23 protein-coding genes are annotated in these 26,019 nt (G+C 66.1%); 16 read left to right on the top strand and 7 right to left on the bottom strand.

From position 1 onward, the window contains the following. Positions 1 to 12: 12 nt before the first annotated feature. From ASG20_RS07720 to ASG20_RS07700, 5 genes are read left to right on the top strand one after another with little or no spacing between them, the layout of a single operon-like run. A complete protein-coding gene (locus tag ASG20_RS07720; protein ID WP_056050784.1) occupies positions 13 to 1,023 on the top strand; it encodes an alpha/beta hydrolase in 1,011 nt (336 codons plus the stop codon). Positions 1,024 to 1,052: 29 nt separating this feature from the next. Beyond that, positions 1,053 to 2,984 (top strand): DUF885 domain-containing protein, encoded by a 1,932-nt coding sequence (locus ASG20_RS07715; RefSeq protein ID WP_082470933.1) that lies wholly within the window; start codon positions 1,053 to 1,055, stop codon positions 2,982 to 2,984. Then, positions 2,951 to 4,486, top strand: a complete 1,536-nt coding sequence (locus ASG20_RS07710; protein ID WP_236698759.1) for a S10 family peptidase — start codon at positions 2,951 to 2,953, stop codon at positions 4,484 to 4,486. Before ASG20_RS07715 ends, ASG20_RS07710 begins: the two co-directional genes overlap by 34 nt. A 29-nt stretch (positions 4,487 to 4,515) precedes the next feature. Then, a complete protein-coding gene (locus ASG20_RS07705; protein ID WP_056052782.1) occupies positions 4,516 to 4,872 on the top strand; it encodes an ArsC family reductase in 357 nt (118 codons plus the stop codon). A gap of 11 nt (positions 4,873 to 4,883) precedes the next feature. Continuing rightward, a complete protein-coding gene (locus tag ASG20_RS07700) occupies positions 4,884 to 5,165 on the top strand; it encodes a DUF427 domain-containing protein (protein ID WP_056050782.1) in 282 nt (93 codons plus the stop codon). 158 nt (positions 5,166 to 5,323) lie between these two features. Here ASG20_RS07700 and ypfJ read toward each other — a convergent pair whose 3' ends face one another. Then, positions 5,324 to 6,238, bottom strand: a complete 915-nt coding sequence (gene ypfJ / locus ASG20_RS07695; RefSeq protein ID WP_056050780.1) for a KPN_02809 family neutral zinc metallopeptidase — start codon at positions 6,236 to 6,238, stop codon at positions 5,324 to 5,326. Positions 6,239 to 6,340: 102 nt separating this feature from the next. On the opposite strand from ypfJ, the gene ASG20_RS07690 reads away from it, so the two are divergent. Both ASG20_RS07690 and ASG20_RS07685 read left to right on the top strand, forming a co-directional pair. Continuing rightward, entirely contained in the window at positions 6,341 to 7,126 is a 786-nt protein-coding gene (locus ASG20_RS07690; RefSeq protein ID WP_056050777.1) for a 3-hydroxybutyrate dehydrogenase, read from the top strand. Positions 7,127 to 7,212: 86 nt separating this feature from the next. After that, positions 7,213 to 7,848, top strand: coding sequence for a DUF4893 domain-containing protein (locus tag ASG20_RS07685; protein WP_082470849.1), 636 nt, complete (start codon positions 7,213 to 7,215; stop codon positions 7,846 to 7,848). 56 nt (positions 7,849 to 7,904) lie between these two features. On the opposite strand, the gene ASG20_RS07680 is transcribed toward ASG20_RS07685, so the two are convergent. Further along, positions 7,905 to 8,873 carry a cation diffusion facilitator family transporter gene (locus ASG20_RS07680; RefSeq protein ID WP_056050774.1) on the bottom strand — a complete coding sequence of 323 codons (969 nt, stop codon included), beginning with the start codon at positions 8,871 to 8,873 and terminating at the stop codon, positions 7,905 to 7,907. Between the two features lie 247 nt (positions 8,874 to 9,120). Then, positions 9,121 to 9,285 (bottom strand): hypothetical protein, encoded by a 165-nt coding sequence (locus tag ASG20_RS19630; protein ID WP_164913371.1) that lies wholly within the window; start codon positions 9,283 to 9,285, stop codon positions 9,121 to 9,123. Between the two features lie 191 nt (positions 9,286 to 9,476). Between ASG20_RS19630 and ASG20_RS07675 the strand changes: the two genes are divergently transcribed. After that, complete coding sequence (locus ASG20_RS07675) at positions 9,477 to 10,859, top strand: helix-turn-helix domain-containing protein (protein ID WP_056050773.1); 1,383 nt, start codon at positions 9,477 to 9,479, stop codon at positions 10,857 to 10,859. 151 nt (positions 10,860 to 11,010) lie between these two features. On the opposite strand, the gene ASG20_RS07670 is transcribed toward ASG20_RS07675, so the two are convergent. Further along, a complete protein-coding gene (locus ASG20_RS07670; protein WP_056050769.1) occupies positions 11,011 to 11,958 on the bottom strand; it encodes an aldo/keto reductase in 948 nt (315 codons plus the stop codon). Positions 11,959 to 11,963: 5 nt separating this feature from the next. Between ASG20_RS07670 and ASG20_RS19790 the strand changes: the two genes are divergently transcribed. After that, positions 11,964 to 12,131, top strand: coding sequence for a hypothetical protein (locus tag ASG20_RS19790; protein WP_156364176.1), 168 nt, complete (start codon positions 11,964 to 11,966; stop codon positions 12,129 to 12,131). Between the two features lie 138 nt (positions 12,132 to 12,269). Here ASG20_RS19790 and ASG20_RS07660 read toward each other — a convergent pair whose 3' ends face one another. Continuing rightward, complete coding sequence (locus ASG20_RS07660; protein ID WP_056050765.1) at positions 12,270 to 12,641, bottom strand: hypothetical protein; 372 nt, start codon at positions 12,639 to 12,641, stop codon at positions 12,270 to 12,272. A gap of 193 nt (positions 12,642 to 12,834) precedes the next feature. Between ASG20_RS07660 and ASG20_RS07655 the strand changes: the two genes are divergently transcribed. The 4 genes from ASG20_RS07655 to metH all read left to right on the top strand — a co-directional run bounded on the left by ASG20_RS07655 (position 12,835) and on the right by metH (position 18,651). Then, positions 12,835 to 13,788 carry an ArsR/SmtB family transcription factor gene (locus ASG20_RS07655; RefSeq protein ID WP_056052776.1) on the top strand — a complete coding sequence of 318 codons (954 nt, stop codon included), beginning with the start codon at positions 12,835 to 12,837 and terminating at the stop codon, positions 13,786 to 13,788. After that, on the top strand, positions 13,785 to 14,729 hold the full coding sequence (gene metF / locus ASG20_RS07650) for a methylenetetrahydrofolate reductase (RefSeq protein ID WP_056050763.1): 945 nt from the start codon (positions 13,785 to 13,787) through the stop codon (positions 14,727 to 14,729). Before ASG20_RS07655 ends, metF begins: the two co-directional genes overlap by 4 nt. Before the next feature lie 42 nt (positions 14,730 to 14,771). After that, entirely contained in the window at positions 14,772 to 15,830 is a 1,059-nt protein-coding gene (locus ASG20_RS07645; protein WP_056050761.1) for a homocysteine S-methyltransferase family protein, read from the top strand. 127 nt (positions 15,831 to 15,957) lie between these two features. Then, positions 15,958 to 18,651, top strand: a complete 2,694-nt coding sequence (gene metH / locus ASG20_RS07640; protein WP_056050759.1) for a methionine synthase — start codon at positions 15,958 to 15,960, stop codon at positions 18,649 to 18,651. Positions 18,652 to 18,794: 143 nt separating this feature from the next. Here metH and ASG20_RS07635 read toward each other — a convergent pair whose 3' ends face one another. Then, positions 18,795 to 20,255 carry an aldehyde dehydrogenase family protein gene (locus ASG20_RS07635; protein ID WP_056050757.1) on the bottom strand — a complete coding sequence of 487 codons (1,461 nt, stop codon included), beginning with the start codon at positions 20,253 to 20,255 and terminating at the stop codon, positions 18,795 to 18,797. 106 nt (positions 20,256 to 20,361) lie between these two features. Between ASG20_RS07635 and ASG20_RS07630 the strand changes: the two genes are divergently transcribed. The 3 genes from ASG20_RS07630 (at position 20,362) to ASG20_RS07620 (ending at position 23,420) form a co-directional block, all read left to right on the top strand. Then, positions 20,362 to 21,339 carry a quinone oxidoreductase family protein gene (locus ASG20_RS07630; protein WP_056050755.1) on the top strand — a complete coding sequence of 326 codons (978 nt, stop codon included), beginning with the start codon at positions 20,362 to 20,364 and terminating at the stop codon, positions 21,337 to 21,339. Between the two features lie 63 nt (positions 21,340 to 21,402). Further along, on the top strand, positions 21,403 to 22,083 hold the full coding sequence (locus ASG20_RS07625) for a response regulator transcription factor (RefSeq protein WP_183129156.1): 681 nt from the start codon (positions 21,403 to 21,405) through the stop codon (positions 22,081 to 22,083). Beyond that, complete coding sequence (locus ASG20_RS07620; RefSeq protein ID WP_330218665.1) at positions 22,080 to 23,420, top strand: sensor histidine kinase; 1,341 nt, start codon at positions 22,080 to 22,082, stop codon at positions 23,418 to 23,420. Before ASG20_RS07625 ends, ASG20_RS07620 begins: the two co-directional genes overlap by 4 nt. Positions 23,421 to 23,483: 63 nt before the next feature. Here ASG20_RS07620 and ASG20_RS07615 read toward each other — a convergent pair whose 3' ends face one another. Further along, positions 23,484 to 26,015, bottom strand: coding sequence for a TonB-dependent receptor (locus ASG20_RS07615; protein ID WP_056050751.1), 2,532 nt, complete (start codon positions 26,013 to 26,015; stop codon positions 23,484 to 23,486). Between the last annotated feature and the right edge of the window lie 4 nt (positions 26,016 to 26,019).

Genomic DNA, 26,019 nt, shown 5'->3' with positions numbered 1-26,019 from the left:
GGAGTTGCAGGTTTGAACCGTATCTTGGTCCTAGTCTCGGCATCGCTGCTGACGATCGGCGCGGTCGCGATCGCGCCAGCCCAGACTAAACCGATCGCCGATCCGCCGACGGAGATCGCGAAGGTCGCGACGGTCGGGGTGTGGCAACCGGGACCGGGCGGTACGCAGGTGCCGCTGTGGCCGAACGACCTTGCGATCCTGAAGCCCGACAGCGGCGATCATCCCGAAGAAACCGGCAACGGCTCGCCGCTCGTCGGGGGGCGGGCGTGGCATTGGGCAAGCTACGTCTCGCGACCGACCATGTCGATCTATCGACCGAAACGGAAGACTGGCGGAGCGACGATCCTGGTCCTGCCGGGCGGCGGGTTTTCAGCGGTGGCGATCGATCTCGAAGGCACCGAAATCTCCGACTGGGTCGTCCGCCAGGGCATGACCTGCGTTATCCTGAAATACCGCGCACCCCAGGAATGGACCGTCGACAAGAAGACGGGCTTCGGTCGACGGCCCGAAATCCTGCTGGCCTTGCAGGATGCCCAGCGTGCCGTCGGGCTACTGCGACATGGGGCGGCCGGCTACGGCATCGATCCGCACAAGATCGGCGTCATGGGGTTTTCCGCGGGCGCGTACGTGGCGGCGTCGCTGAGCAATGCCGAGCGCCGGACCTATCCGACGATCGACGCAGCCGACCGCGCGCCGTCACGACCCGACTTCGCCGTGCTGGCCTATACCGGGCGACTCTGGGATCGGAGCAACGCCAAGACCGATCTGGGGTTGGCGCCGTGGGTGACGATCAGTGCGAAGGCGCCGCCGACGCTGCTGATCCACGCGATGAACGATCCGACCGACAATGTCCGGCATGCGATGGCGTATGCGCTCGCGCTGAACGAGGTCGGCGTGCCGGTCGATCTGCGCCTCTATGCGAAGGGACGCCACGCCTTCGGCATGCGGCCGACGACGGACCCGGTTACCCGCGAATGGCCGGGGCAGGTACGGCAATGGTTGCAGGATCTCGGCATGCTGTGACGCACGGGATCCGGGAGATTCACATCTCGATGTCCCCGGCCGCTCGCAGGCGCTTGCGGCGACACCCGGCGCATCCTACCCCCGGTGCCGTCGTATTCGAAGGAACGCCTTTGTCCGTTAAACTGGTGATTGCCGCCTTGTTGTCCACCACGCTGACCGTCGCCGCCGCGACGTCGACGTCGACGGCCACGGCCACGGCGCAGGCGCTGCCGCCGCCGACCGCGCAACTCGGCGAGAGCGCCGACGATGCGCGGCTCAAGCGGCTGTTCTACGACAGCGACGAGGCGAGCCTGAAGCGCAATCCGATCGATGCGATCTTCCGCGGCGATCTGCGCTATGCCGACCGGCTCGGCGACTATCTGACCGATGCTTATCTCGCCGGCGAACGTGCGGCGATCGAGCATGACCTCGCCGCGCTGAAGGCGATCGACCGGACGAAGCTGACGCCGACCGACCAGATCGCCTATGACGTGTTCAAGACGCGCAACGAGACCGACCTCGCTGGCTACGCGTCCGCGATCCTGAAGGTCCAGCGCGACCTGCCGATCGACCATTTCGGCGGCTTCCAGACCTTCTATCCCGACTTCGCGTCGGGCAAGGGCGCCGCGCCGTTCAAGACGCTCGCCGACTATGAGAACAACCTCAAGCGCAACGCGCAATATGCCGCGGTGCTCGACCGCGCGATCGGACTGTTCCGCCAGGGCATGAAGGACAAGATCGTCCAGCCCAAGCTGGTCGTCACCAACATGATCCAGGAGTTCGACAATCTGATCGCGGAAGGCGTCGAGGGCTCGACCTTCTACGGCCCGGTGAAGACCTTCCCCGCGACGATCTCGGCGGCCGACCAGACGCGTCTCAAGGCGGCGTTTGCGAAGCAGATCCGCGACGTCATCACGCCCGCGCACCAGCGGATGCGCGATTTCCTCGCCAAGACGTATCTGCCGGTCGCGCGCGACACGGTCGGGCTGTCCGCACTGCCCGGCGGCGATGCGTATTACGCCTACCTGATCCAGCAGCGCACGACGCTGCCGATGACCGCCGAGCAGGTCCACCAGCTCGGCCTGTCCGAGGTCGCGCGGATCCTGAAGGGGATGGAGGCGCAGAAGCAGGCTGTCGGGTTCAAGGGCGATCTGCCGGCGTTCTTCACCTTCCTGCGCACCGACAAGCAGTTCCAGCCAAGTTCGGTCGCGCAGCTGCGCGACGGCTATCAGGCGATCGAGAAGCGCATCTATCAGCGGATTCCCGAGCAGTTCTCGCTGACGCCGAAGACCGCGCTCGAAATCCGCCCGGTCCCGGCGTTCAAGGAGAAGACCGCGGCGGGCGGCTCGTACGAGGGCGGCACGCCGGACGGATCGCGGCCGGGCGTGTTCTATTACAACAGCTACGACCTGCCCTCGCGCTACATGTGGGAGATGGAGACGCTGTTCCTGCATGAGGGCGTGCCGGGGCATCATTTCCAGATCAGTCTCGCGCAGGAGAACACCGCGCTGCCCGCCTTCATGCGGTTCGGCGGCAACACGGCGTATGTCGAGGGCTGGGCGCTCTATGCCGAAAGCCTGTGGAAGGAACTCGGGATGGAGACTGATCCGTATCAGCGGATGGGTGGGCTGAACGACGAGATGCTGCGCGCGATGCGGCTGGTCGTCGACAGCGGCATTCACGCCAAGGGTTGGACGCGCGATCGGGCGATCGACTACATGCTCGCCAACTCGCCGATGGCGCGGACCGATGCGACCGCCGAGGTCGAGCGCTACATCGCGATTCCGGGCCAGGCACTCGCTTACAAGATCGGTCAGCTGACGATCGCGCGGACCAAGGCCAAGGCGCAGGCGGCGCTCGGCGCGAAGTTCGATCCGCGCGATTTCCATGCGCAGGTGCTCGATACCGGATCGCTGCCGATGCCCGTGCTCGAACGCAAGATCGACTCGTGGATCGCGGTCGGCGGCGGGGCGGCGAAGTGATCGCGCGCCTCGTTACCGCGCTGGCCGCAACCAGCCTGCTCGCTGCCCCGATCGCGGCGCAGGACAAGAAGGAGACCTCGACCGTCGAGAAGAAGGTCGACGACGAGGTGAAGTTCCCGCCGCTCCCCGCCGACAAGACGGTGCGCCAGTCGGCGTCGATCGGCGGCCGGTCGATTGCCTACGACGCGACGATCGGGACGATCTCGGTGCGCGACGACAAGGGCAAGGAGATCGGCCAGGTCGTCTACACGTCCTATGTCGCGACCGGTGGAGCCGCCAACCGCCCGGTGACGTTCGCGTTCAACGGCGGGCCGGGTGCATCGTCGGTGTATCTCAACCTCGGCGCGGTGGGCCCCAAGCGCGTCCAGTTCGGCGCCCAAGGCAATGCGCCGTCCGATGCGCCGATCACCACCGACAATCCGAACAGCTGGCTCGACTTCACCGATCTGGTCTTCATCGACCCGGTCGGCACGGGCTTCAGTCGCAGCCTGGTCGACGAGGAGAAGACCAAGAAGGCGTTCTACGCCAACGATCCCGACATCAAATATCTGTCGAAAGTGGTCTACGACTGGCTCGTGAAGGCCGGCCGGCTGCGCTCGCCGAAATACGTGATGGGCGAAAGCTATGGCGGCTACCGCGCGCCGCGCATCGCGTACGAACTCCAGTCGCAGATCGGCGTCGGGGTCAACGGGATCGTGATGGTCTCACCGTATCTCGATCCCGCCTCGGGCGACGGCGCGACGGCGTTGTCGCCGTTGCCGTGGATGATCGACCTGCCGTCGATGGCGGCGGCGCATCTCGAGCAGCAGCATCAACTGACCCCCGCCGCGATGGTCGACGTCGAGGCGTACACCCGCGGGGCGTTCGCGACCGATCTGCTGCGCGGACGCACCGATCCGCAGGCGGTTTCGCGGCTCGTCACCAATGTCAGCCGGCTGACGGGACTCGATCCGGCGCTGGTGCAGAAGATGGGCGGCCGCGTCGATTCCGCGACGTTCCTGCGCGAGATCCACCGCGCGGACGGGACGATCGGCAGCGTCTACGATTCGAACGTGACCGCGTTCGATCCGTTTCCCTGGTCCGCGCAGCGCCAGTCGAACGACCCGATCCTCGACGCGCTAATCGCGCCGACGACCAGCGCGATGGTCGATTTCGTCACGCGCGTCGTCGGGTGGAAGACCGACGCGCGCTATCATGCGCTGTCCTACGAGGTGAATTCGGCGTGGGATCGCGGCAAGCCCGACGACACCCCCGTCACCGATCTGCGGAAAGCGATCGCCAACGATCCCAAGATGGCGGTGATGATCGTGCATGGCTGGGACGACCTGTCCTGCCCGTTCTTCGCCTCGCGGCTGATCGTCGACCAGATGCCGAGCTTCGGCGCGACCGAGCGCGTAAAGCTCAACGTCTATCCGGGCGGGCACATGTTCTACAGCCGCGAGGACAGCGGCGCCGCATTCAAGCGCGACGCGCGGGCGATCTACGCGGGCAAGGCCGAGTAAAATCGGTCGCGATGACACAGGAGACGATTTTGACGATCACGATGTTCGGGATCAAGAACTGCGACACGATCAAGAAGGCGCGGACCTGGCTCGACGAGCACCAAGTTCCCTACGCTTTTCACGACTACAAGACGGCGGGAATCGACGTTGCGCATCTGCACGACTGGATCGATCGGGTCGGTTGGGAGGTGTTGCTCAACCGTGCGGGGACGACGTTTCGAAAGCTTCCCGACGCCGACCGGGCGGATCTGGATGGGGCGAAGGCGATGGCGCTGATGTTGGCGCAGCCGTCGATGATCAAGCGCCCGGTGCTCGATACCGGCGAGACGCTGCTGGTCGGGTTCAAGCCCGAGGCGTATGAGGGGGCGGGGCTGGGGCGCGCCTGAAGGAGACGAGAATGCCTGTCGCTACATGGAATGGCCAAGAGATCGCACGATCGAACGATACCGTCGTCGTCGAGGGCAATCATTACTTCCCCGCGGACAGCGTCGATCCGGCGTTGCTGGAGGACAGTGCGACGCACTCGAACTGCCCGTGGAAGGGTGTGGCGAGCTACAAGACGCTGGTCGTCGACGGGAAGCGCAACGTCGATGCGGTCTGGTATTATCCCGAACCGAAGTCGGCGGCGGCGGAGATCAAGGACCGGTATGCGTTCTGGAAGGGCGTGACGGTCGAGTAGGACAACGCGGGGCATTTTGAATCCTCCCCCGCCAGGGGGTGGTGTCGCCCTACGGCGACGGAGGGGGAGGACACGGAACAGATGGTTCCCTTTCCTCCCCCTCCGTCTGGCGAGTGCCAGCCACCTCCCCCTGGCGGGGGAGGATAGAAACTCTCAGCTTAAATCGCGCCCGAGAACGTATCGCACTGCTGCGGATCGCCGCTGTCGAGCCCGCGCTTTAGCCACGACTGGCGCTGTGCCGACGTCCCGTGCGTGAAGCTGTCGGGGACCACGCGACCCTGCGTCTCCTTCTGCAGCGTATCGTCGCCGATCGCCTGCGCCGCAGTCATGCCTTCCTGGATATCGCCGGCCTCGAGCCGCGACTTGTTCGCCGCCGCCCATACCCCTGCATAGCAATCCGCCTGCAGCTCGAGCCGGACCGACAGCGCATTGCCTTCGGTCTCGCTCGCCTGACGCTGCGCCTGCTGGACCTGCGCGTTGGTGCCGAGCAGCTTCTGGATGTGGTGACCGAATTCGTGCGCGATCACGTAATCCTGTGCGAAGTCGCCCTGCGCGTGGAAGCGGTTGGCGAGTTCGGAGAAGAAGCTCGTGTCGAGATAGATACCCTGATCGGTCGGGCAGTAGAACGGCCCCATCGCCGACTGCGCCGCGCCGCAACCCGAGCGACCGTTACCCGAATAGAAGACGAGCTTGGGCGCTTCGAATTTTTGACCGTTCTTTTGGAAGATCGCCTCCCAGGTGTTGTCGGCCGAACTGAACGCGTTGCACGCCGCCTTGCTCTCGGGAGTCAAATTGCAGCTGGACGCCGTGTTGGTTCCTGCACGTGGTCCGCTTTGCGTGGTCGGCGCCGACGACTGCCCGCCGCCGAGCAGGCCGCCAAGCCCGCCCATGCCGCCGAACACCGCCATCAGGATCAGCACGACGACGATCCCGCCGCAGCCGAAGCGGCTGCCGATCATCGGCAACAGCCCCATCAGCAGGCCGCCGCCACCGCCGCCAAAGCCACCGCCGCCGCCGCCCGAGCCGCGCTGGTCCTCGACGTTGATGTTCGGATCGTAATCGTCGAGCCGCATGAATATGCCCCTTTTCGTTTCTGCTTGGGAACGAAATGCGCAAGGTGGCGCTAGGGTTGCACGGCCATCGTATCGGCCGAACGCGAGAAGCGAGGAGTGCGTATGTTCCTGAAGGGCAAGACCGCGGTCATCACCGGATCGACCTCGGGTATCGGGCTCGCCTACGCCAAGGCGTTCGCAGCCGAGGGCGCCGCGATCGTGCTCAACGGCTTCGGCGATGCGGATGCGATCGAGCGCGACCGCGCCGCGCTGGCGCAGGCAAGCGGTGCCGCCGCGCTCTACGATGCCGCGGACATGACCAGGCCCGACGAGATCGCCGCGATGGTCGCGCGCGCTGCGGCGGAAACGGGCAGCGTCGACATCGTCGTCAACAACGCCGGCATCCAGCATGTCGCGGGGATCGCCGACTTCCCGGTCGACAAGTTCGACGCGATCATCGCGATCAACCTGTCCTCGGCGTGGCACATGATGCGCGCCGCGGTCCCGTTGATGCGCGCGAAGGGCTGGGGGCGGATCATCTCGACCGCGTCCGCGCACTCGCTCGTCGCGAGCCCGAACAAGTCCGCCTACGTCATGGCCAAGCACGCGATCGCCGGGCTGACCAAGACGATCGCGCTTGAGACCGCGACCGATGGCATCACCGTCAACTGCATCTCGCCGGGCTATGTCTGGACGCCGCTGGTCGAGAACCAGATTCCCGACACGATGGCGGCGCGCGGGCTGACGCGCGATCAGGTGATGAACGATGTCCTGCTCGCCGCACAGCCGACCAAGGAATTCGTCACGCCCGAACAGGTCGCGGCATTCGCGCTGTTCCTGTGTCGCGACGAGGCGAAGGCGATCACCGGCGCGAACCTGTCGATGGATGGAGGCTGGACCGCGGCGTGAACGTTAGTTGCGGGGGCGTTCGAAAAATCATTGTCGTTCAAGGGGATGCGCGGGTAGCCTCGGTCAAGCCATGGGGACACCAGACGATGCGGACTTGGTTCGGAACTGCTTCGTGCGTGATGATCGCGGTCTGCGGATCGACCGGTATCGGCGTCGGAACGGCGGGGGCCTATCCGTCCCGCGCGAGCCTCGACTGGCGCCGAGTCGCCACCACCGCAGACCGCGCGCGGCTGCGGAGCTGGCGCGAAGCATGGGTCAACGCGCTTGCGCAGGTCGATCCCCGCGAAGTGACGAGCGATCCCGTCCTGTTCGATCCCGATCGTTCGCTGGTCGACCCGTTGCCGCCCACGGGTGCGTACCGGTGCCGCACCTACAAGCTTGGTGCCCGCGCAGGGATCGGTCCGACCTTCACGCGGTCAGGCTGGTTCGCCTGCCGGTTCGGCGCCAGCGACGACGATGGCGAGAGCGTGGTCAGCCTCGTCAAGCTCGACGGATCGCAGCGCCCGGTCGGTACGGTCTTCGCCGACACCGATTTCCGCGCCGTCTTTCTCGGAACGATGGAGCTCGGAGATGAAAAACGACCGATGCGCTATGGTCGCGACGCCAACCGCGACATGGCCGGGTTGATCGAACGGATCGGGACGGAGCGTTGGCGCGTAGTGCTGCCCTATCCCCGGTTTGAATCGGTGCTCGACGTCGTCGAACTGGTCCCCGCCAGCTAGCACGCGACCGCCGGCGCCGTGGTTCGGTCTGACTTCGGTTAGCGACGCGTCGCAGTTCAGACGGGTTTCGGAGTGGCGGTCGATACCGGCGCGAGCGTCGCGTTCTCGCGCTTCTCGGGCCGGATGTAGATCGACGACAGCGTTGGGACGGCAGCGCGCAATTCGGTCTCGATCGCCTCGATCAGCGTCTCGCCGTCGCCCATCGTCACCGAATCGTCGAAGTCGGCGCTGATCGCGGCGAAGATGCTCTCGGGTGCGGTGTGGATCGTCCGGACGTGGTTGACCGAGACGATCGCGGGATGCGCGGACACGATCTTGCGGATCGTCGCGATCACCGCCGGGTCGGCGCGCTCGCCGATCAAAAGGCCCTTCGATTCGCGCGCCAGCAGCACGGCGACCAGCGCAAGGATCAGGCCGATCGCGATCGAGGCGGCGCCGTCGATCCGCGGATCGTTGAACGCATGGCTCGCCCAGATGCCGATCCCGGCGATGACGAGTCCCGCCAGCGCCGCGGAATCCTCGAACAGCACGATGAAGCCGGCAGGGTCCTTCGACCGGTGGATCGCCTGCCACCAACCCATGTCGCCCTTCGACTTCGAGAATTCGCGCACCGCAATCGTCCAGCTGCTGCCCTCGAGCGCGAACGAGATTGCGAGGACGACGTAGTTGATGGTCGGGCTGGTAAGCGGTTCGGGCTGCCGGATATGCCGCCAGCCCTCGAAGATCGACACGCCCGCGCCGATCGCAAAGATCAGGATCGCGACGACGAACGCCCAGAAATACAGCTCGCGACCATAGCCGAACGGGTGCGCTTCGTCCGCCGGGCGCTTGGCCTTTTTCTGACCGTAGAGCAGCAACACCTGGTTGCCGCTGTCGACCACCGAGTGGAACCCTTCGGTCAGCATCGACGACGATCCGGTCATCCCGGCGGCGACGAATTTCGCTACGCCGATGCCGAGATTGGCGGCGAGGGCGCCATAGAGGACGATGTCGTCCTTGATGCGAGCGGTCAGTGTCTTGGCCATGTCGCCGTCCTACACGAGGGGGCGGGGTTGGAAAGGGCGGCCTTCGCAACGCGTTGAGGATGCTTAATCCGGCGTGAGGTCGACGGTGCCCTGGTAGGCGGACGCACCCGCCACCCCCGCTCCGTCATCCTGACGAAAGTCAGGATGACGGGCTTCGGGAGCGCCCCGTCCTTTTAAACAGGAATACCCGCCGATGGACGAGCCACCGGCGGGATACTTTCCTCCCCAGGAAACTGTGTGAAGCGGTTTAGCCGAGCCGGCCGAGGCGGTGGTACAGCGCACTCATCCGCGTCAGCCGTTCGTCGTCGATCGACGTCTTGCTGATCATCTCGCCGAGCACTTCCTTCATCAGCGCGAAATCGTTGGTCGAGAAGACGGCGCGGGCGCGGGGTTGTTCGGTGGTCGTCTGCATGGCTTGCCTCCTTCGATGATCGTCTTGTCTCTCTCTTTACACGCATCATGTGCCGAGAGAGGCGATGCACAGGCAATAGCGTTCGAGGCCGGCAAGTTGGAAGGCCGCCCCGAGCCGCCGCAACGTCGTGGTGTCCGTTCAGCTTGTGGAACACGTGTCGTTCTGTAAACATCGTGACAGGAGGCTTTGCGATGGCGGAACGTAAATTGCTGGCGGGGCATGCGATCCGTCGCTTGCGGCGCGGGGCGGGGCTGACCCAGGCGGCGATGGCCGACATGCTCGCGATCAGCCCGAGCTATCTCAACCTCGTCGAGCGCAACCAGAGGCCGATCTCCGCGACGTTGCTGATCAAGCTCGCCGAGAGCTTCGACTTCGATCCGCGATCGCTCGCGGCGGGCGAACCGGGCGGCGGCGCGGATGCGATCCGGCGACGGCTGGCCGACCCGATGTTCGCCGATCTCGAGATCGACCGCAACGAAGTCGAGGAATGGCTCGCCAGTGCGCCCGGGGGCGCGGCGGCATTCGCACGCGTGTTCGACCGGATCGGCGGTGGCGCCGTGGTCGAAGCAGGCGACGATCCGGTCAGGTTGGTCCGTCGCGAGATCGAGCGCTGGCGCAATCATTTCGCCGACCTCGACGCGGCGGCCGAAGCGCTGGCCGACGAATTGCGGCTCGGCGCAGGCGATCTCTACGGCGCCATCGCCGAGCGGTTGCGTGCGAAGCACGGCCTGACCATCCGCGTACTGCCCGCCGACGTGCTCCCCGACACGCTGCGCCGCCTCGACCTGCACGCGCGCCAGTTGCAGTTGAGCGAGATGCTCGACCCCGCCTCGCGCACGTTCGCGGTCGCGTTCCAGCTCGGCCAGATCGAGGCGAAAGCGGAGATCGATGCGCTGGCGAAAGGCGCTGGGTTCACCGATCGCGCGGCGGAACGGCTCTATCGCCGCCACCTCCTCGGCTATTTCGCCGCCGCGCTGATGATGCCCTACGCCCGGTTCCTCCGCGGGTGCGAGACGACGGGGTACGACATCGAGCTGCTGCAACGCCGGTTCGGTGCTGGCTTCGAACAGGTCGCGCACCGGCTGACGACGTTGCAACGGGTCGGCGCACGCGGCTTGCCGTTTTTCATGATCCGTATCGATAGGGCGGGGCAGGCGTCGAAGCGCTATCCCGGCGCCAGCGGTGCGGCGCTGGTCGAGGCGGACGGGCGCTGTCCGCTGTGGCGGTTGCATCATGCGTTCGACCGCCCGGGCAGCCTGATGGTGCAGCTGGTCGAACTGGAGGATGGCGCGCGCTGGCTGACGATGGCGCGCACCGTGACGCCGCAGGGCAGCCGCTTCGGCGCAGTGCATGCCGAGTTCGCGATCGGTCTCGGCGTTGCGGCGGCGCAGGCGGGCGTGCTTGCGGCGGCGAGCGGCTTCGATCTGGCGGGGAGGGCGATGCCCATTGGGCTCGGCTGCCGCGCCTGTTTTCGCAACGATTGCCCGCAACGGTCTGTCGCGCCGGCCGGGCGGGCGCTGCTGATCAACGAGCGGGAACGACGGACGTCCGCGCTGACGTTTGCGGGGGACTGAGGGGAGGGGTGCCCTCTCGATCCTACCCCGCCAGGGGGAGGTGTCGCCGAAGGTGACGGAGGGGGAGGACACCGAACAGAGGTTCGCGCGTGCCGCCCCCTCCGTCTGGCAACTGCCAGCCACCTCCCCCTTGCGGGGGAGGATTAATAAGTCAGGCGCCAGCGACCATCAGCGCGTCCAACTGGTCCTTCGACAGTTCCAGCGTCATCGCAGGCAACAGGTCTTCGACTTGCTTCACGCTCGTAGCGCTCGCGATCGGTGCCGTCACGCCCGGCTGCGCGATCAGCCACGCCAGCGCAACCTGCGCGTGGGTCGCGCCGGTCGCTTCGACGACCGAGTCCATCGCATCGAGGACAGCCTTGCCGGTACCTTCGAGCAATTCGCCCATCCGACCGCCGCGAACGCTCTGGCTCAGGTCGTCCTTCGTCCGGTACTTGCCGGTGAGGAGCCCCGATGCGAGGCCGTAATAGGGCAGCACACCGATGTTCTCGGTGACGCAGTAATCCTGCAATTCGCCTTCGAATTTGGTGCGGCTGACGAGGTTATATTCGGGCTGGAGCACGTGATAGCGCGGCAGGTCCGACGTCTTGGCAGCCTCGACCGCCGACTTCAGGCGCGCGGCGTGGAAGTTCGATGCGCCGATCACCCGGACTTTCCCCGCATCGACCAGCTTGCCGAACGCTTCGAGGACAGCCTCCTGCGTCTGCGAGTCATCGTCCTGGTGCGCATAATACAGGTCGATGCGATCGGTGCCGAGGCGCTTCAGCGAGGCTTCGGCAGCGGCGGCGATGCGCGCAGGGGCAAGCTTCTCGCCGCCGTCGCCGGGGAGCATGCCGACCTTGGTCGCGATCAGGACGTCGTCGCGCTTGCCGCTAGCCTTCAGCCATTCGCCGATCATGCTCTCTGATTCGCCGCCCTGATGGCCGTCGACCCAGGCCGAATAGACGTCCGCGGTGTCGATCATCGTGCCGCCGCCCGCGACGAACGCATCGAGCACGGCGAAGCTGGCGGCGCGGTCGGCAGTCCAGCCGAACACGTTGCCGCCGAGGACGAGCGGGGCGATCTTCAGATCGGTCGAGCCGAGGCGGCGGAGGGTCATCGGGTATGATCGCTTTGATTCGAGGGGAGTTCGGTATCTTCAGGAGCGGCGGCGACCGCATTCAGATCGACGCTGTTCGCATCGAGCATCGCGGCGGCTTCGTTCAACTGGTGCGCTTCGTCGGCGGTGACGGCGCCGGGTTCGCTCGCGGGCGAACACGCCGCGAGCGATGAAATTGCAAACAGCGCCCCCACGACCACACCGTCATGCCAGCGAAAGCTGGTATCTTTCCGTGTCGGTCGTCGTGACCTGAACCGGGAGATCCCAGCTTTCGCTGGGATGACGGGGAAGTGGGGGCGTCTTGGCAAGGCTTAGTCCTTGATTGCGTTGCCGGCGCGGGTCAGCGCGTTGCCTGTCGCGTGGGCGGCGCGGTCTGCACCGTTGCTGATGGCAGCACCCGCACGGTCTGCACCGGCTTCGATCCGGTCACCGGCGCGGTCGGCCTTAGCGTCGAGGTGATCGGTCGAGTTGTCGATCTTGGCACCGGCATTGTCGAGCGAGCGCTCGGCGGAACCCAGCGCGCGATCGCTGGCGGCGCTGACGTCGTCGACGGCATTGGCGGTGGTCGCGCTGGCATCGGCGGCGATCGCGTTGGCGGCCTGTGCGGTCTGGTCCTGCGCGTTGTTGCTGCAGGCTGCGAGGCCGGCGGTCAGGGCGAGGGCGGGGATCAGGAACTTCTTCATAGGTATCTACTCCCGTGGATGTCGTCTTGTGGACCGGGTAATGCCCAGCCCATAGCGCAATCGAACGCGGATAAAGCGTTTCCGATCCGTCACGATCTCGCGGGATGCGATAAGTCGCGAGCGGGTATGGCCAATGTCGAAGACGCGCACGCCTGCGTTGACCTCATATAAAGAATTCTTTATATGTCTGCGCATGACGATGGCGCTCGAAATCTTCCGTGCTTTGGCGGACGCGACCCGGTTGCGGATCCTCGCGCTGTTGCGGCGGATGGAGCTGTCGGTCGGCGAGCTCGCGCAGGTCCTCGGGCAGAGCCAGCCGCGTGTCTCGCGCCATGTGAAGATCCTGTGCGATGCCGGGCTTGCCGAACGTCGCAAGGAAGGCAGCTGGGTGTTCGTCGCGCTCGGGTCTTCGGACGTGGTCGAGCCGGTCGCGGGTGCACTCGATGTCTGGGCGAAGGCCGAGCCGGATCACTGGGCGGTGGCGGATGCTGCGCGGCTTGCGGCGGTGCGTGCGGACCGGGCAGCGAGTGCCGCGGCGTGGTTCGAAGGGCATGCCGACGAGTGGGACGCGATCCGGTCGCTGCACGTCGCCGACAGCGAGGTCGAGGCGGCGATGGCCGTAGTGCTCGGCGATGCGCCGGTCGGCACGCTGATCGATATCGGTACGGGCACGGGGCGGATGCTCGAACTGTTCGGCGGACGCGCGACGGTCGCGCTCGGCATCGATCGCAGTTCGGAGATGCTGCGGCTCGCACGCGCCAAGCTGCATGAAATGACGCATGCCGAACTGCGCCAGGCGGACCTGTACGCGCTGCCGATGGCGGATGCAGCGGCGGACGTCGCGATCCTGCATCACGTGTTGCACTTCGCGCAGCAGCCGGGTGCGGCGGTGAGCGAGGCGGCGCGGGTGCTCGCTCCCGGCGGGCGACTGCTGATCGCCGACTTCGCGAGCCACGACCGCGAGGAACTGCGGTTGCGCGATGCGCATACGCGCCTGGGGTTCGCGGACGAGCAGATGGCGGCGTGGTTCGAGGCGGCGGGCTTGCAGACGGCGCGCGTGGAAACGCTCGAGGGCGGCGAGTTGACGGTGAAATTATGGCTCGGTCGGAAGATCGGCGCGAGCTTGCGTGAGGTGAAGGCGGCATGACGAACATTTCGATCCCCCAACTGGCCGAAGCGCGCCGCGCGCTCGAAGAACCGCTGTTCGCGGATCTTGCGGGTGATGTCGGCTTAAGCTTCGAGTTCTTCCCGCCGAAGAGCGAGAAGATGGAGACGCAGCTCTGGGAGGCGATCCGCACGCTGGAGCCGCTCGGCCCGGATTTCGTGTCGGTGACGTACGGCGCGGGTGGCTCCACGCGCGAGCGGACGCATGCGACGGTGGCGCGGATCCAGCGCGAGACATCGATGAACGCCGCTGCGCACCTGACCTGCGTCGAGGCGACCAAGGCCGAGATCGACCAGGTCGCCGAGGAATATTGGGCGGCGGGCGTGCGCCACATCGTCGCGCTTCGTGGCGACATGCCGACGCTGGGTCAGCCCTATCAGGCGCATCCGGGCGGGTATGAGAACGCGGCGGCTTTGGTTGCTGGGTTGCGGAAGCTGCATCCGTTCGAGATCTCGGTCGCGGCGTATCCCGAGTGCCATCCGGAATCGGGCGGTCACGACGCCGACATCGACAATCTGAAGCGCAAGATCGATGCCGGTGCGACCCGTGCGATCACGCAGTTCTTCTTCTCGCCCGAAGCATATTTCCGGTTCCGCGACCGGGTCGCGGCGGCCGGGATCACCGCGCAGATCCTGCCGGGGATCCTGCCGGTCTCGAACGTCGCGCAGACGCGGAAATTCGCGGGGCTGTGCGGCGCGGAGATTCCGGCGTGGATGGATCGGCTGTTCGAAGGCCTCGACGATCATCCCTCGGCGCGACAGCTCGTCGCGGCGACGATCGCGGCCGAGATGTGCCGGCGGCTCTACGCGGGCGGGGTGAAGGATTTCCACTTCTACACGCTCAACCGCGCGGAACTGGCCTACGCGATCTGCCACATGCTTGGTGTGCGCGCGAAGCCGGTCGACAAGGTCGCCGCGGCGTAACTTCTGCTCCCTTCCCGCAAGCGGGAGGGGGGAGTGAAAACGATGACACCACGTGAACGTTTCAACGCGGAAGCCGCCAAGCGCATCCTGATCACCGACGGCGCGTTCGGCACCGAGATCCAGAACTGGAAGCTCGACGAGGCGGCTTACGCAGGGTCGCTCGGCTTGTCGCACGACCAGAAGGGCAACAACGACATTTTGGCGATCACCAAGCCGGACGTCCCCGAGACGATCACCCGCGAATATCTCGAGGCGGGGTCGGACATCGTCTCGACCAACACGTTCAGCGCGAACGTCATTTCGCAGGCCGATTACGGCGCCGAGCATCTGGTGCGCGAGATCAACGTCGAGTCCGCGCGGATCGCCCGCGCGCTCGCCACCGAGTACGAGGCGAAGGACGGCCGTCCGCGCTTCGTCGCCGGGGCGATCGGGCCGACCAACAAGACGCTGTCGCTGTCGCCCGACGTCAACGATCCCGGCTTTCGCGAGATCGACTTCGACTATTTGAAGGGCGTTTACCGCGAGCAGATCGACGCGTTGCTCGAAGGCGGCGAGGGGGTCGGCGTCGACTTCATCCTGATCGAGACGGTGTTCGATACGCTCAACGCCAAGGCGGGCATAATGGCGGCGATCGAGGCGGGCGACGCGCTCGGCCGCGACGTGCCGATCATGATGTCGATGACGCTGACGGATCTGTCGGGGCGCAACCTTTCGGGGCATACGGTCGAGGCGTTCTGGCATGCAGTGCGGCACGCCAAGCCGATCACGATCGGGCTCAACTGCTCGTTCGGCGCGGAACAGTTGCGGCCGCATGTGAAGACGTTGAGCGCGATCGCGGATACGCTGATCATGATCTACCCGAATGCCGGGCTTCCGAACGAACTCGGCGAGTATGACGAGCAGCCCGAGACGACGGCGGGGCTGGTCGGCGAATGGGCGGTAGCCAAGCAGGTCAACGTGCTCGGCGGCTGCTGCGGGTCGACGCCGGCGCATATCAAGGCGATGGCCGATGGAGTGCGCGGGCTCGAACCGCGCGCGGTTGCTCGGCCAGAAGTTCGCACCAAGCTCGCTGGCCTCGAACCGTTCACGATGGCGGCTTAGGCCACTGCTCCCTCTCCCCGTCGGGGAGAGGGCCGGGGTGAGGGGCGCCACGAGCGCTGCCGCCCGGAACTACCCCTTACCCCAACCCTCTCCCCGGAGGGGAGAGGGGGCTAGAAGAAGCGAACCGATGACAACTTCCTCCACCTCCTTCGTCAACATCGGCGAGCGCACCAACGTCACCGGATCGGCGCGCTTCAAGAAGCTGATCATGGCCGGCGACTATCCCGCCGCGGTCGAGGTCGCGCGCCAGCAGGTCGAGAGCGGCGCGCAGGTGCTCGACGTCAACATGGACGAGGGGCTGCTCGACGCGCATCACGCGATGACGACGTTCCTGAAGCTGATCGCCGCCGAGCCCGACATCGCGCGCATCCCGTTCATGGTCGACAGCTCGAAATGGAGCGTGATCGAGGCCGGGCTGAAGTGCGTCAGCGGCAAGCCGATCGTCAATTCGATCAGCATGAAGGAGGGCGAGGAGCAGTTCCTCGCCCAGGCGCGCAAGTGCATGGCGTACGGTGCGGCGGTCGTCGTGATGGCGTTCGACGAGGTCGGGCAGGCGGATACCAAGGAGCGCAAGGTCGAGATTTGCGAGCGCGCGTACAAGCTGCTCGTCGGGATCGGATTCCCGCCCGAGGACATCATCTTCGATCCCAACGTGTTCGCGGTCGCGACGGGGATCGAGGAACACAACAACTACGGCGTCGACTTCATCGAGGCGTGCAAGGAGATCAAGGCGCGCTGCCCGCACGTCCATATCTCGGGCGGGCTCTCGAACTTCAGCTTCTCGTTCCGCGGCAACGAGCCGGTGCGCCGCGCGATGCACAGCGTCTTCCTGTATTACGCGATCCCCGCGGGCATGGACATGGCGATCGTCAACGCCGGCCAGCTCGACATCTACGACGATATCGATCCGGAGCTGCGCCAGGCGGTCGAGGACGTCGTGCTCAACAAGGATCCCGAGGCCGGCGACCGGCTGGTCGCGCTCGCCGAACGCTATCGCGGTACCGACGTAGTCGCCGAGAAGGCGGCAGCGGAATGGCGCTCGCTGGGCGTCAACAAGCGGCTCGAATATGCGCTGGTCAAGGGCATCGACCTCCACGTCGTCGAGGATACCGAGGAAGCGCGGCTGATCATCGCCGGCAATGGCGGACGGCCGATCGAGGTCATCGAGGGCCCGTTGATGGACGGCATGAACGTGGTCGGCGACCTGTTCGGATCGGGCAAGATGTTCCTGCCGCAGGTCGTGAAATCGGCACGCGTGATGAAGAAGGCGGTCGCGCATCTGCTGCCGTATATCGAGGCGGCCAAGGAGCCCGGCGCGCGCGGCAAGGGCAAGATCATCATGGCGACCGTCAAGGGCGACGTGCATGATATCGGCAAGAACATCGTCGGCGTCGTGCTCCAGTGCAACGGCTTCGATGTGGTCGATCTCGGCGTGATGGTGCCGTGGTCGAAGATCCTCGAGTCTGCGAACGAGAACGATGCGGACATGATCGGGCTCAGCGGGCTGATCACGCCGTCGCTCGACGAGATGGTGACGGTCGCCGAGGAGATGAAGCGGGCAGGCATGACGATGCCGCTGCTGATCGGTGGCGCGACGACCTCGAAGGTCCATACCGCTCTCAGGATCGCGCCGGCCTATGATGGCCCGGTCGTGCATGTGCTCGATGCGAGCCGCGCGGTGGGTGTCGCGTCGACCTTGGTGTCGGACACGATCCGCGACGAGTTCGTGACGAAGACCGCGGACGAATATGAGGCGGTGCGGATTTCGCGCGCGAACAAGGGGCAGAGCGAGTTGCTTCCCTTGGCGACGGCGCGGGAGCGCGGGTTCGTAGCCGACTTCGCGATGAAGCCGCCCGCGCCGGTGAAGCCTGGCGTGCATGTGTTCGCGGACTGGGACCTGTCGGACCTGCGCGACTATATCGACTGGACGCCGTTCTTCCGCGCGTGGGAGCTAGCGGGGAATTTTCCGGCGATCCTGACCGACGAGGTCGTCGGGGAGAGCGCGAGCTCGCTGTATGCGGATGCGCAGGCGATGCTCGACACGATCGTCGCGGAGAAGTGGCTGACGCCGCGCGGGGTAGCAGGGTTGTGGCCCGCGCGCCGCGAGGGGGATGACGTGGTGGTCACTGCCCCCTCTCCCCTTCGGGGAGAGGGCTGGGGTGAGGGGCAGCCAAGCAGTGCTGCGCCCGGAACAGCCCCTCTCCCCGGAGGGGAGAGGGAGCAGGAAGAGGTCCGCCTGCCCATGCTCCGCCAGCAGATCGCCAAGCGCGAGGGCCGCGCGAACATGTGTCTCGCCGATTTCGTCGACACGCAGGACGACTGGTTCGGCGGCTTCGCAGTGGGCATCCACGGTATCGACGACCACATCGCCCGCTTCAAGGCCGACAACGACGACTACAATGACATCTTGCTGAAGGCACTCGCCGACCGCTTCGCCGAAGCCTTCGCCGAACGCCTCCACAAGCACGTCCGCACCGATCTGTGGGGCTATGCACCCGACGAACAACTCACCAACGAAGCGATGATCAAGGAGCAATATCGTGGCATCCGCCCCGCGCCGGGCTACCCTGCGTGCCCGGACCACAGCCTCAAGCCGATCCTGTTCGACCTGCTCGACGCCGAGACCGCGACCGGGCTGGAACTGACCGAGAGCTTCGCGATGTTCCCGACCGCGGCGGTGTCAGGCTTCTATTTCGGCCACCCGCAGGCGGAGTATTTCGGCGTCGCTCGCGTCGGTCGCGACCAGCTCGAAGACTATGCCGTACGCCGTGGTGCGGACCTGAAGACCGCCGAACGCTGGCTTCGTCCAAATCTCGACTAGGCAGGCTTGCCTGTCAGCCCGTCCGTCATCCTGACGAAAGTCAGGATCCAGGATTACGGCGGGCGGCTTTCATGGCTCTGGGTCCTGACTTTCGTCAGGATGACGGGGGGCTTGTCCTTGGCGAGCCCCCCCATAAGCTGACGTTAAGCGCCGGCTTCGGCCGGTTTTCCCTCGCGCACCTCGCCCGGAAGGCCGGTGATCGTCTTCACCTCCATGAAGTCGGTCAGCCCATAGCGCCCGTTCTCACGACCATTGCCCGACTGCTTGTATCCGCCGAACGGTGCGCCGATGTCCGGGCTCCACGAGTTGATCGTCACCAGCCCCGCGCGTAACTTCGGTGCGACCTTCTCCGCCGCCGCCGGATCGCCCGAGATCGTCGCTGACAGGCCGTATTCGGTGGCGTTGGCGATGCGGATCCCCTCGTCCTGGTCGGCATACGACGTGATCGTCGCGACCGGCCCGAACGTTTCTTCCTGCGCGATCCGCATGTCCGGCCGCACGTCGGTGAATAGCGTCGGCTGGATGTAATATCCCGCGTTGCGCCCGTCCGGCCGCCCGACGCCGCCCGTCACCAAGGTCGCGCCTTCGTCGATCGCCGACTGGATCAGCCCCTGGATCTTGTCGAACTGCGCCTTGTTGACGACCGGGCCGATGTGCTGGCCCATCTCGGCAGGATCGCCGACCTTGGTCTGCTCCATCATCGACTTCACGATCGCAGTCGCCTCCGCGACCTGGCTCGCATGCACCAGCAAACGGGTCGGCGCGATGCAGCTCTGGCCCGAATTGGCGAGCACGCCAGCCACCGTCGGCGGCAGCACCGCGGCTAGATCGGAGCCTTCGAGCACGAGGTTCGCCGCCTTGCCGCCAAGCTCCTGATGGACTCGCTTGACGGTCGGTGCGGCGGCCAAGGCGACCGCGATGCCCGCCCGCGTGGAGCCGGTGAAGCTGACCATGTCGACGTCGCGGTGCGCGCACAGCGCCGCGCCAACGCCTGGACCGTCACCGTTAACGAGATTGAACACGCCCGCCGGCACGCCCGCCGCATCCATGATTTCGGCCAGAATTACCGCGCACGACGGCGCTTCCTCGGACGGCTTCAGGATCATCGTGTCACCCGCCGCCAGCGCAGGTGCGACCTTCGCGCAGATCTGGTTCAGCGGCCAGTTCCACGGCGTGATCATCGCAACGACGCCGAGCGGCTCGTGCACGACGGTCGCCTTGCCGATCGTCTCGGAAAATTCGAACGCTGCCAGCGCTTTCGCGGTCGCTGAGAAATGCGCGAGGCCAGTCGGTGCCTGTGCCATTGAGGCGAGCGCCATCGGCGCGCCCATTTCCTGTGACATCGCCTTGGCGAGATCGGGCATCCGCGCTTTGTATTCGGTCATGATCCGGCCGAGCACTTCCAGTCGCTCCTGCACGCTGGTCTGGCTCCAGCTCTCGAACGCGGCGCGCGCTGCGGCCACGGCCTTGTCGACATCGGCGGCAGTGCCGAGCGTGATCTCGGTGCAGGGTTGCTCGGTCGACGGGTCGATCACCTGATAGACGGTGCCGCCCTCGCTCTCGACCCACGCGCCGTCAATATACTGCTGCAAATAGCTCTTCATCGTGCCTCTCCGCATCTTGTCTCGCGCAGGAATGGGCTCGCCGGAGATCGGTTGCAACCCGAAACGCGTCGGCTAGGATGACCGCCAGACGCATCAGGAGGCCGGCATGGCAAGAGTGGCATTCATCGAGAAGACCGGCGGCCCCGAGGTCATCCAGTGGCACGACGTCCAACTGCCACCGCCGGGCAAGGGCGAGGTCTGGATGCGCAACACCGCGGTCGGTCTGAACTATATCGACACGTACCACCGCAGCGGCGTGTATCCGGTCGATCTGCCCTCGGGGCTCGGCAGCGAGGCGGCGGGCGTAGTGATGGCGGTCGGCGAGGGCGTGACCGAGTTCGAGCCCGGCGACCGCGTCGGGACGTTCGGCCCGTCCCGCGGCGCCTACGCGACGGAGCGCAACGTACCCGCGAGCCAGCTGTTCAAGCTCCTCGATACGCTCGACGACCAGACCGCCGCGGCGATCCTGCTCAAGGGCACCACCGCCGAGTTCCTGGTCGAGCGTTGCGCAAAGGTACAGGCGGGCCAGACTGTCCTCGTCCACGCGGCGGCGGGCGGAGTCGGCCATATCCTGGTCGGCTGGCTGAAGGCGATCGGCGCGACCGTCATCGCCAGCGTCGGCAGCGAGGACAAGGCGGCGCGGACGCGGAAAGCCGGCGCCGATCACGTCATCCTCCACAAGTCCGAGGACATCGCCGCGCGGGTTCGCGAGATCACCGACGGCGAGGGCGTCCCGATCGTGCTCGACGGTGTCGGCGGCGCAACGTGGAACGCGTCGCTCGACAGCGCGGCCAAGCGTGGCCTGATCGTCAGCTACGGCAATGCCGGCGGGGTTGTCGACGGCGTCAACATCGGCGTCCTTGCGCGGAAGGGATCGCTGTTCGTCACCCGCCCGACGCTGTTCGATTACTACGTCACGCCGGAGGAGAAGCAGGCCGGCATCGCGCGCCTGTTCGCGATGCTCGACAGCGGTGCGATCACTCCCGAGATCGGCCAGACCTTCGCGCTCGAAGACGCCGCCGACGCGCACCGCGCGGTCGAAAGCGGCGGGACCTGGGGCAGCACGCTCTTGCTCCCCGAATAAGCCGGTGGTTTGCCTCGGGGGCGAATCGCGGTACGGCGAAAGCCCCCTTTCGGCGAGATGACGATGAGCTTGAATCTGTTGCTGGTCGAGGACGATGCGGTGTTCGCGCAGACCTTGGCAGAGGAATTGCGCGGGCTCGATCACTGCGTGACGGTCGCGGTCGACGGTCGCGAGGCGCTGGCGGCGGTCGACAGCGCCCCGTTCGACGCGGTGGTGCTCGATCGGATGCTGCCCAAGGTCGACGGTATGGCGGTGCTCGAGCGGTTGCGCGGCGGCAACATGACGCTGCCGGTGATCATGCTCACCGCACTCGGCCGCTCGGTCGAGAAGGTCGAGGGTCTCGAGGCGGGCGCCGACGATTACGTGGTGAAGCCGGTCGCCGCCGCCGAACTCAGCGCACGTCTTGCCGCAGTCGTCCGCGGGCGCGGCTGGACCGGGGGCAGTGCCGACACGATCCGAGCGGGCGATATCGTCGTCAGCCCGACCAAGTTCCGCGCATGGCGCGACGGGATCGCGCTCGATCTCGGCAAGCTCGAGTTCAAGCTGCTCAGCGAGTTCGTCGCCAACGCCGATGCGGTGCTGACCCGGGCGATGCTGGTCGAGCGGGTCTGGGGATACGACTTCGCGCCGACGACCAACATCGTCGACGTCTATGTCCGTCACCTGCGCGTCAAGCTGACCGCGGCGGGGGGCAGCGACCCGATCCTCACGGTACGCGGCGTCGGGTATATGCTGCGCGGATGATGCGGTTCCGGTCGCTGCGCGCGCTGACTCTGGCGTTCGTGCTGGCGTTCCTCGTCGCGACGATCGGTACCGGGTTCGCGATCCATACGGTAACGCAGCAGACGATCGAACGGCTGGTCGATCGTCGCATCGAAGCCGTGAGTGACGAGGTCGCCGGCACGTTCGGTGATCGCAGCCCCGAGGAACTCGTCCGCCGGATCAACGCGGCCACGCACGAGCGCGATACCGGCGATATCGGCTTCCTGCTGCTCGACACGGACGGCCGTCGGCTGGGTGGCAACATCGCCAAGCTGCGCCGCCTGCCGCTCGGTTTCTCGACGGTCGCGGTGAAGGATCGGATCGCCGGTCTCTCGGCGGGGCGCGCCTTGGTCCGTGATGTCGGCCGCGGCATGACGCTCACGACGATCGCCGAAACGGAGCCGTTCGACGACTATAACGCGGCGCGCGTGCGGATCTATCTCCTCGGGTTCGGCTCGATCGTGCTGATCGTGATCGCCGGCATGCTGGTCTTCGTCGTCACGATCCGGCGACGCATCGGCGAGATGCGGCGGACGGTCGAGGCGATCATCGACGGCGACATGGCACGCCGCGTGCCGATCCACCCGTCGGGCGGCGAGTTCGCGCAGCAGGCGATGGCGTTCAACCGGATGCTCGACCGGATATCGGAGCTGATGGCGAGCATCAGCAACGTCTCCAACGACATCGCGCACGACCTGCGCACGCCGCTCGCGCGTTTGAAGAGCCAGTTGGCGCTGTCATTGCGTCGCGCCGAGACCGACGCGCAGCGCGACGATCTCGAAGCGGTGGTCGCGATGAGCGACGAGCTGCTCGAGATGTTCGCGGCGATGCTGCGGATCGCGGAGGTCGAGGGTGGCGATCGTCGTGCGGCGTTCGCGGCGCTCGATCTGGCGGCGCTGGCCGACGAGGTCGCGACGATGATGCAGCCGGTGGTCGCCGATGGCGATCGGACGCTGGTTCTCGATGCCGCGGCGCCGGCCGAAATCCTCGGTGATCGGCACCTGCTCGGCCAGATGCTTGTGAACCTCATCGAGAATGCGCTTCGCCATACGCCTTCCGGCACACGCATCGAGATCGGCATCACGACCACCGGCGGGACCGCCATGCTCACGGTGACCGATACCGGCCCCGGTATCCCGGTGGATCAGCGCAAGCTGGCGTTGCGGCGGTTCGGACGGCTCGACGCCAGCCGCCACGACGAAGGTCATGGCCTCGGCCTGCCGCTGATCCAGGCGATCGTCCGGCTTCATCGCGGCACGATCGCACTCGAAGACGCGGCCCCCGGACTGCGCGTCGTCATTGCGCTGCCCAAGGGCTGAAACGACGAAACCCGGACAGGCTGAGCGCCTGCCCGGGTTTCCATTTCTACGCGGTAAGCCCGATCAGAACTTGACCGAAGCCTCCATGCCGTAGGTACGCGGCGCGTTGAAGTTGCCGTAGTCGCCAAGGACGTTGCTGATGCTGCCCGAGGCGGTGCTGGTCGTCGGGGCACCCGGCAGGCTGTTCGAGGGATCGCGGCGGAACACATACTGCTTGTCGAACAGGTTGCGGACCCACGCCGAGATCGTCACCGCGTTGCTGCCGCCGACCTGGATGTTCGCCAGGGCAAGGCGGGCGTTGGCGATGAACGCCGGATCGTTCTTGGTGGCGAACTGATCGAAGGTTTGCGTCGCCTGCGAGTAGTTCCCGTCGAGGTGGAACTTCAGGTCCATGTCGCCGACCGGCATCGTGTAGTCGATCGAGCCGTTGGCGGCGTTGCGCGGCGTGAACACGATGTAGAAGTTCTGGTACACGCCGGTCGACGCGATCAGCACAGGCGGGATCTTGGTGTAGGTGTACGCATAGCCCGCGGTCAGCGTCAGGCCGGTGACCGGCTGCACGGTCAGATCCGCCTCGATCCCGCGGATCTTGGTGATGCCGGGCGCATTGATCGTCACCAGGTTGTTGAAGCTGCCCGACGCGGTCGTCTGGATCGAGCTGATGTCGACCTGGCTGTTCTTGCGGTCCATGATGTAGCCGGCAAGGTTCAGGCGCGCGCGATGGTTCCAGAAATCGGTCTTCGCGCCGATCTCGTACGACTTCACGTCCTCGGGGTTGAACGTCTGATAGTTCGACGTGCGCGAGCTGGCACCGCCGGCGCGGTAGCCGGTCGCGTATTTGGCGTAGAGGTGTACCGAGTCGCTGGCGTCATAGGCGAGCGTCGCCATCGGATTGAAGCGGTTCCAGCTTGCGTCGAGCGGCTTGTAACCCGCCGCGGTCAACTGGGCTGCGGACGCCGTGTCATAGTTCAGGTTGCGCGAATAATGCAGCACGCCCTGCTTTTCGTCGCGTGTGTAGCGGCCGCCGGCGGTCAGGTGGATCGCGTCGGTCGCGTTCCACGTTACCTGGCCATAGCCTGCATAGCTCTTGGAGAAGACTTCCGACGCACGATCGATCGAGCGGCAACCCGGCTGCGATCCGAAACCGCCCGAGCCGGTGCACGGATCAAGAACCGAAATCGTCGACAGCGTCGAATTGAACGCCAGCGAGTTCGGCGTGGCGGCGTCGTCGCTGATGTGTTCGTTGAAATAGTACAGCCCGGCGACATAGTCGAACTGGCCGACCGTGCCGACAGCCTGGAATTCCTGGCTGAACTGGTTCTGGTGGAGATCGGCGAGGCTGTAGCGGCTGAAGTTGCACGCGGTGCCGGTGCAGCCCGCGGCGACGACGGGGACGCGGTGATAGCCGCCGCTGTTATCGTACTGCGTTGCGTTCACGCCGCGCCACGCGGTGATCGAGCGGAGTTCGATCTCGGGCGCGACGTCCCAGCGGATGTTCGACGTGAAGCCGTGCGTCTTGTCGATGCTGGGCTGCTGCGGGACGCCGATGTCGGCGACCTTCGCGCGGCTGTTGCCGTTGATGACGACCTGGCTCGGCAACGGCTTCACGCTGCCGGTGAGCGTCGCGTAGTTGGTGCCGGGCAGGGCACAGGCGGAAGACGCCGCCTGCGCGCCGGCTTTGCACGCGTTCGGGTTGAAGTTCAGCAGCTGGCTGTAGAACGGGCTGTTCGAGTCATAGCCGTTGTCGTAGCTGAAATCGGCGGTCATGCCCGAGACCGGGTGGATCCGCGCGGTCGCCTTGAAGCCGCGGCGATCGTAATAATTGAAGCCGGTCTGGCCGACGAGCGGGTTCTTGGTGGTCGCACCCTGATATTGGACGACGCCGTCGAGCTTCAGCGACACGCCGTAGACTTCGGGAAGATCGAGCCGCAATGCGCCGTTATAGCCGCCGTAATTGGCGATGCCTGCGGTTGCGCTGCCGCCCCATTTGCCGCTCGGGCCCTTGGTGACGATGCTCAGCGCGCCGCCTTCGGTGTTGCGACCGAACAGCGTGCCCTGCGGGCCCTTCAGGACCTCGATCCGGTCGACGTCGAACAGCGCGGCGTTCAGGCCGTGCTGGCGACCGAGATACACGCCGTCGATATAGATGCCGACGCCCTGCTCGCGCGCGGGCTGGTTGGCGTCGAGCGGCACGATGCCGCGGATGCCGATCGTCAGCGCGGACTGGCGCGCCTCGAACGTCGCGACGCGCAACGACGGCACCGCGCCGTCGGCGAGGTCGTACAGGCTCTGGACGTGACGGTCGGTCAGCGCCTGGCTGTTGAGCACGTTGATCGCGATCGGCGTCTTCTGCAGGTTGGTCTCGCGCTTGGTCGCGGTGACGACGATCTCGCCCAGACCGGTCTGGTCGGCGGGATCGGCGGCGGGCGCAGCTGCCGGATCGGTCGGCGTTGCGGCAGGCGCGGTCGCGGCGGCGTCCTTGGCGATTGCCGGGTCGGCATGCGCGAGAGCTGGCGAGGCGATCGCCATCGTCAGCGCGGCGGTCAGCGCGGCGCCGGCCAGCAACCGCACGCGCAGGCTTGCTGCATTCAACATCGAG

It is taken from the genome of Sphingomonas sp. Leaf198 (assembly GCF_001424005.1).
In the GTDB taxonomy this organism is placed as follows: Bacteria; Pseudomonadota; Alphaproteobacteria; order Sphingomonadales; family Sphingomonadaceae; genus Sphingomonas.
This window is presented reverse-complemented; position numbering and strand designations above follow the sequence as displayed.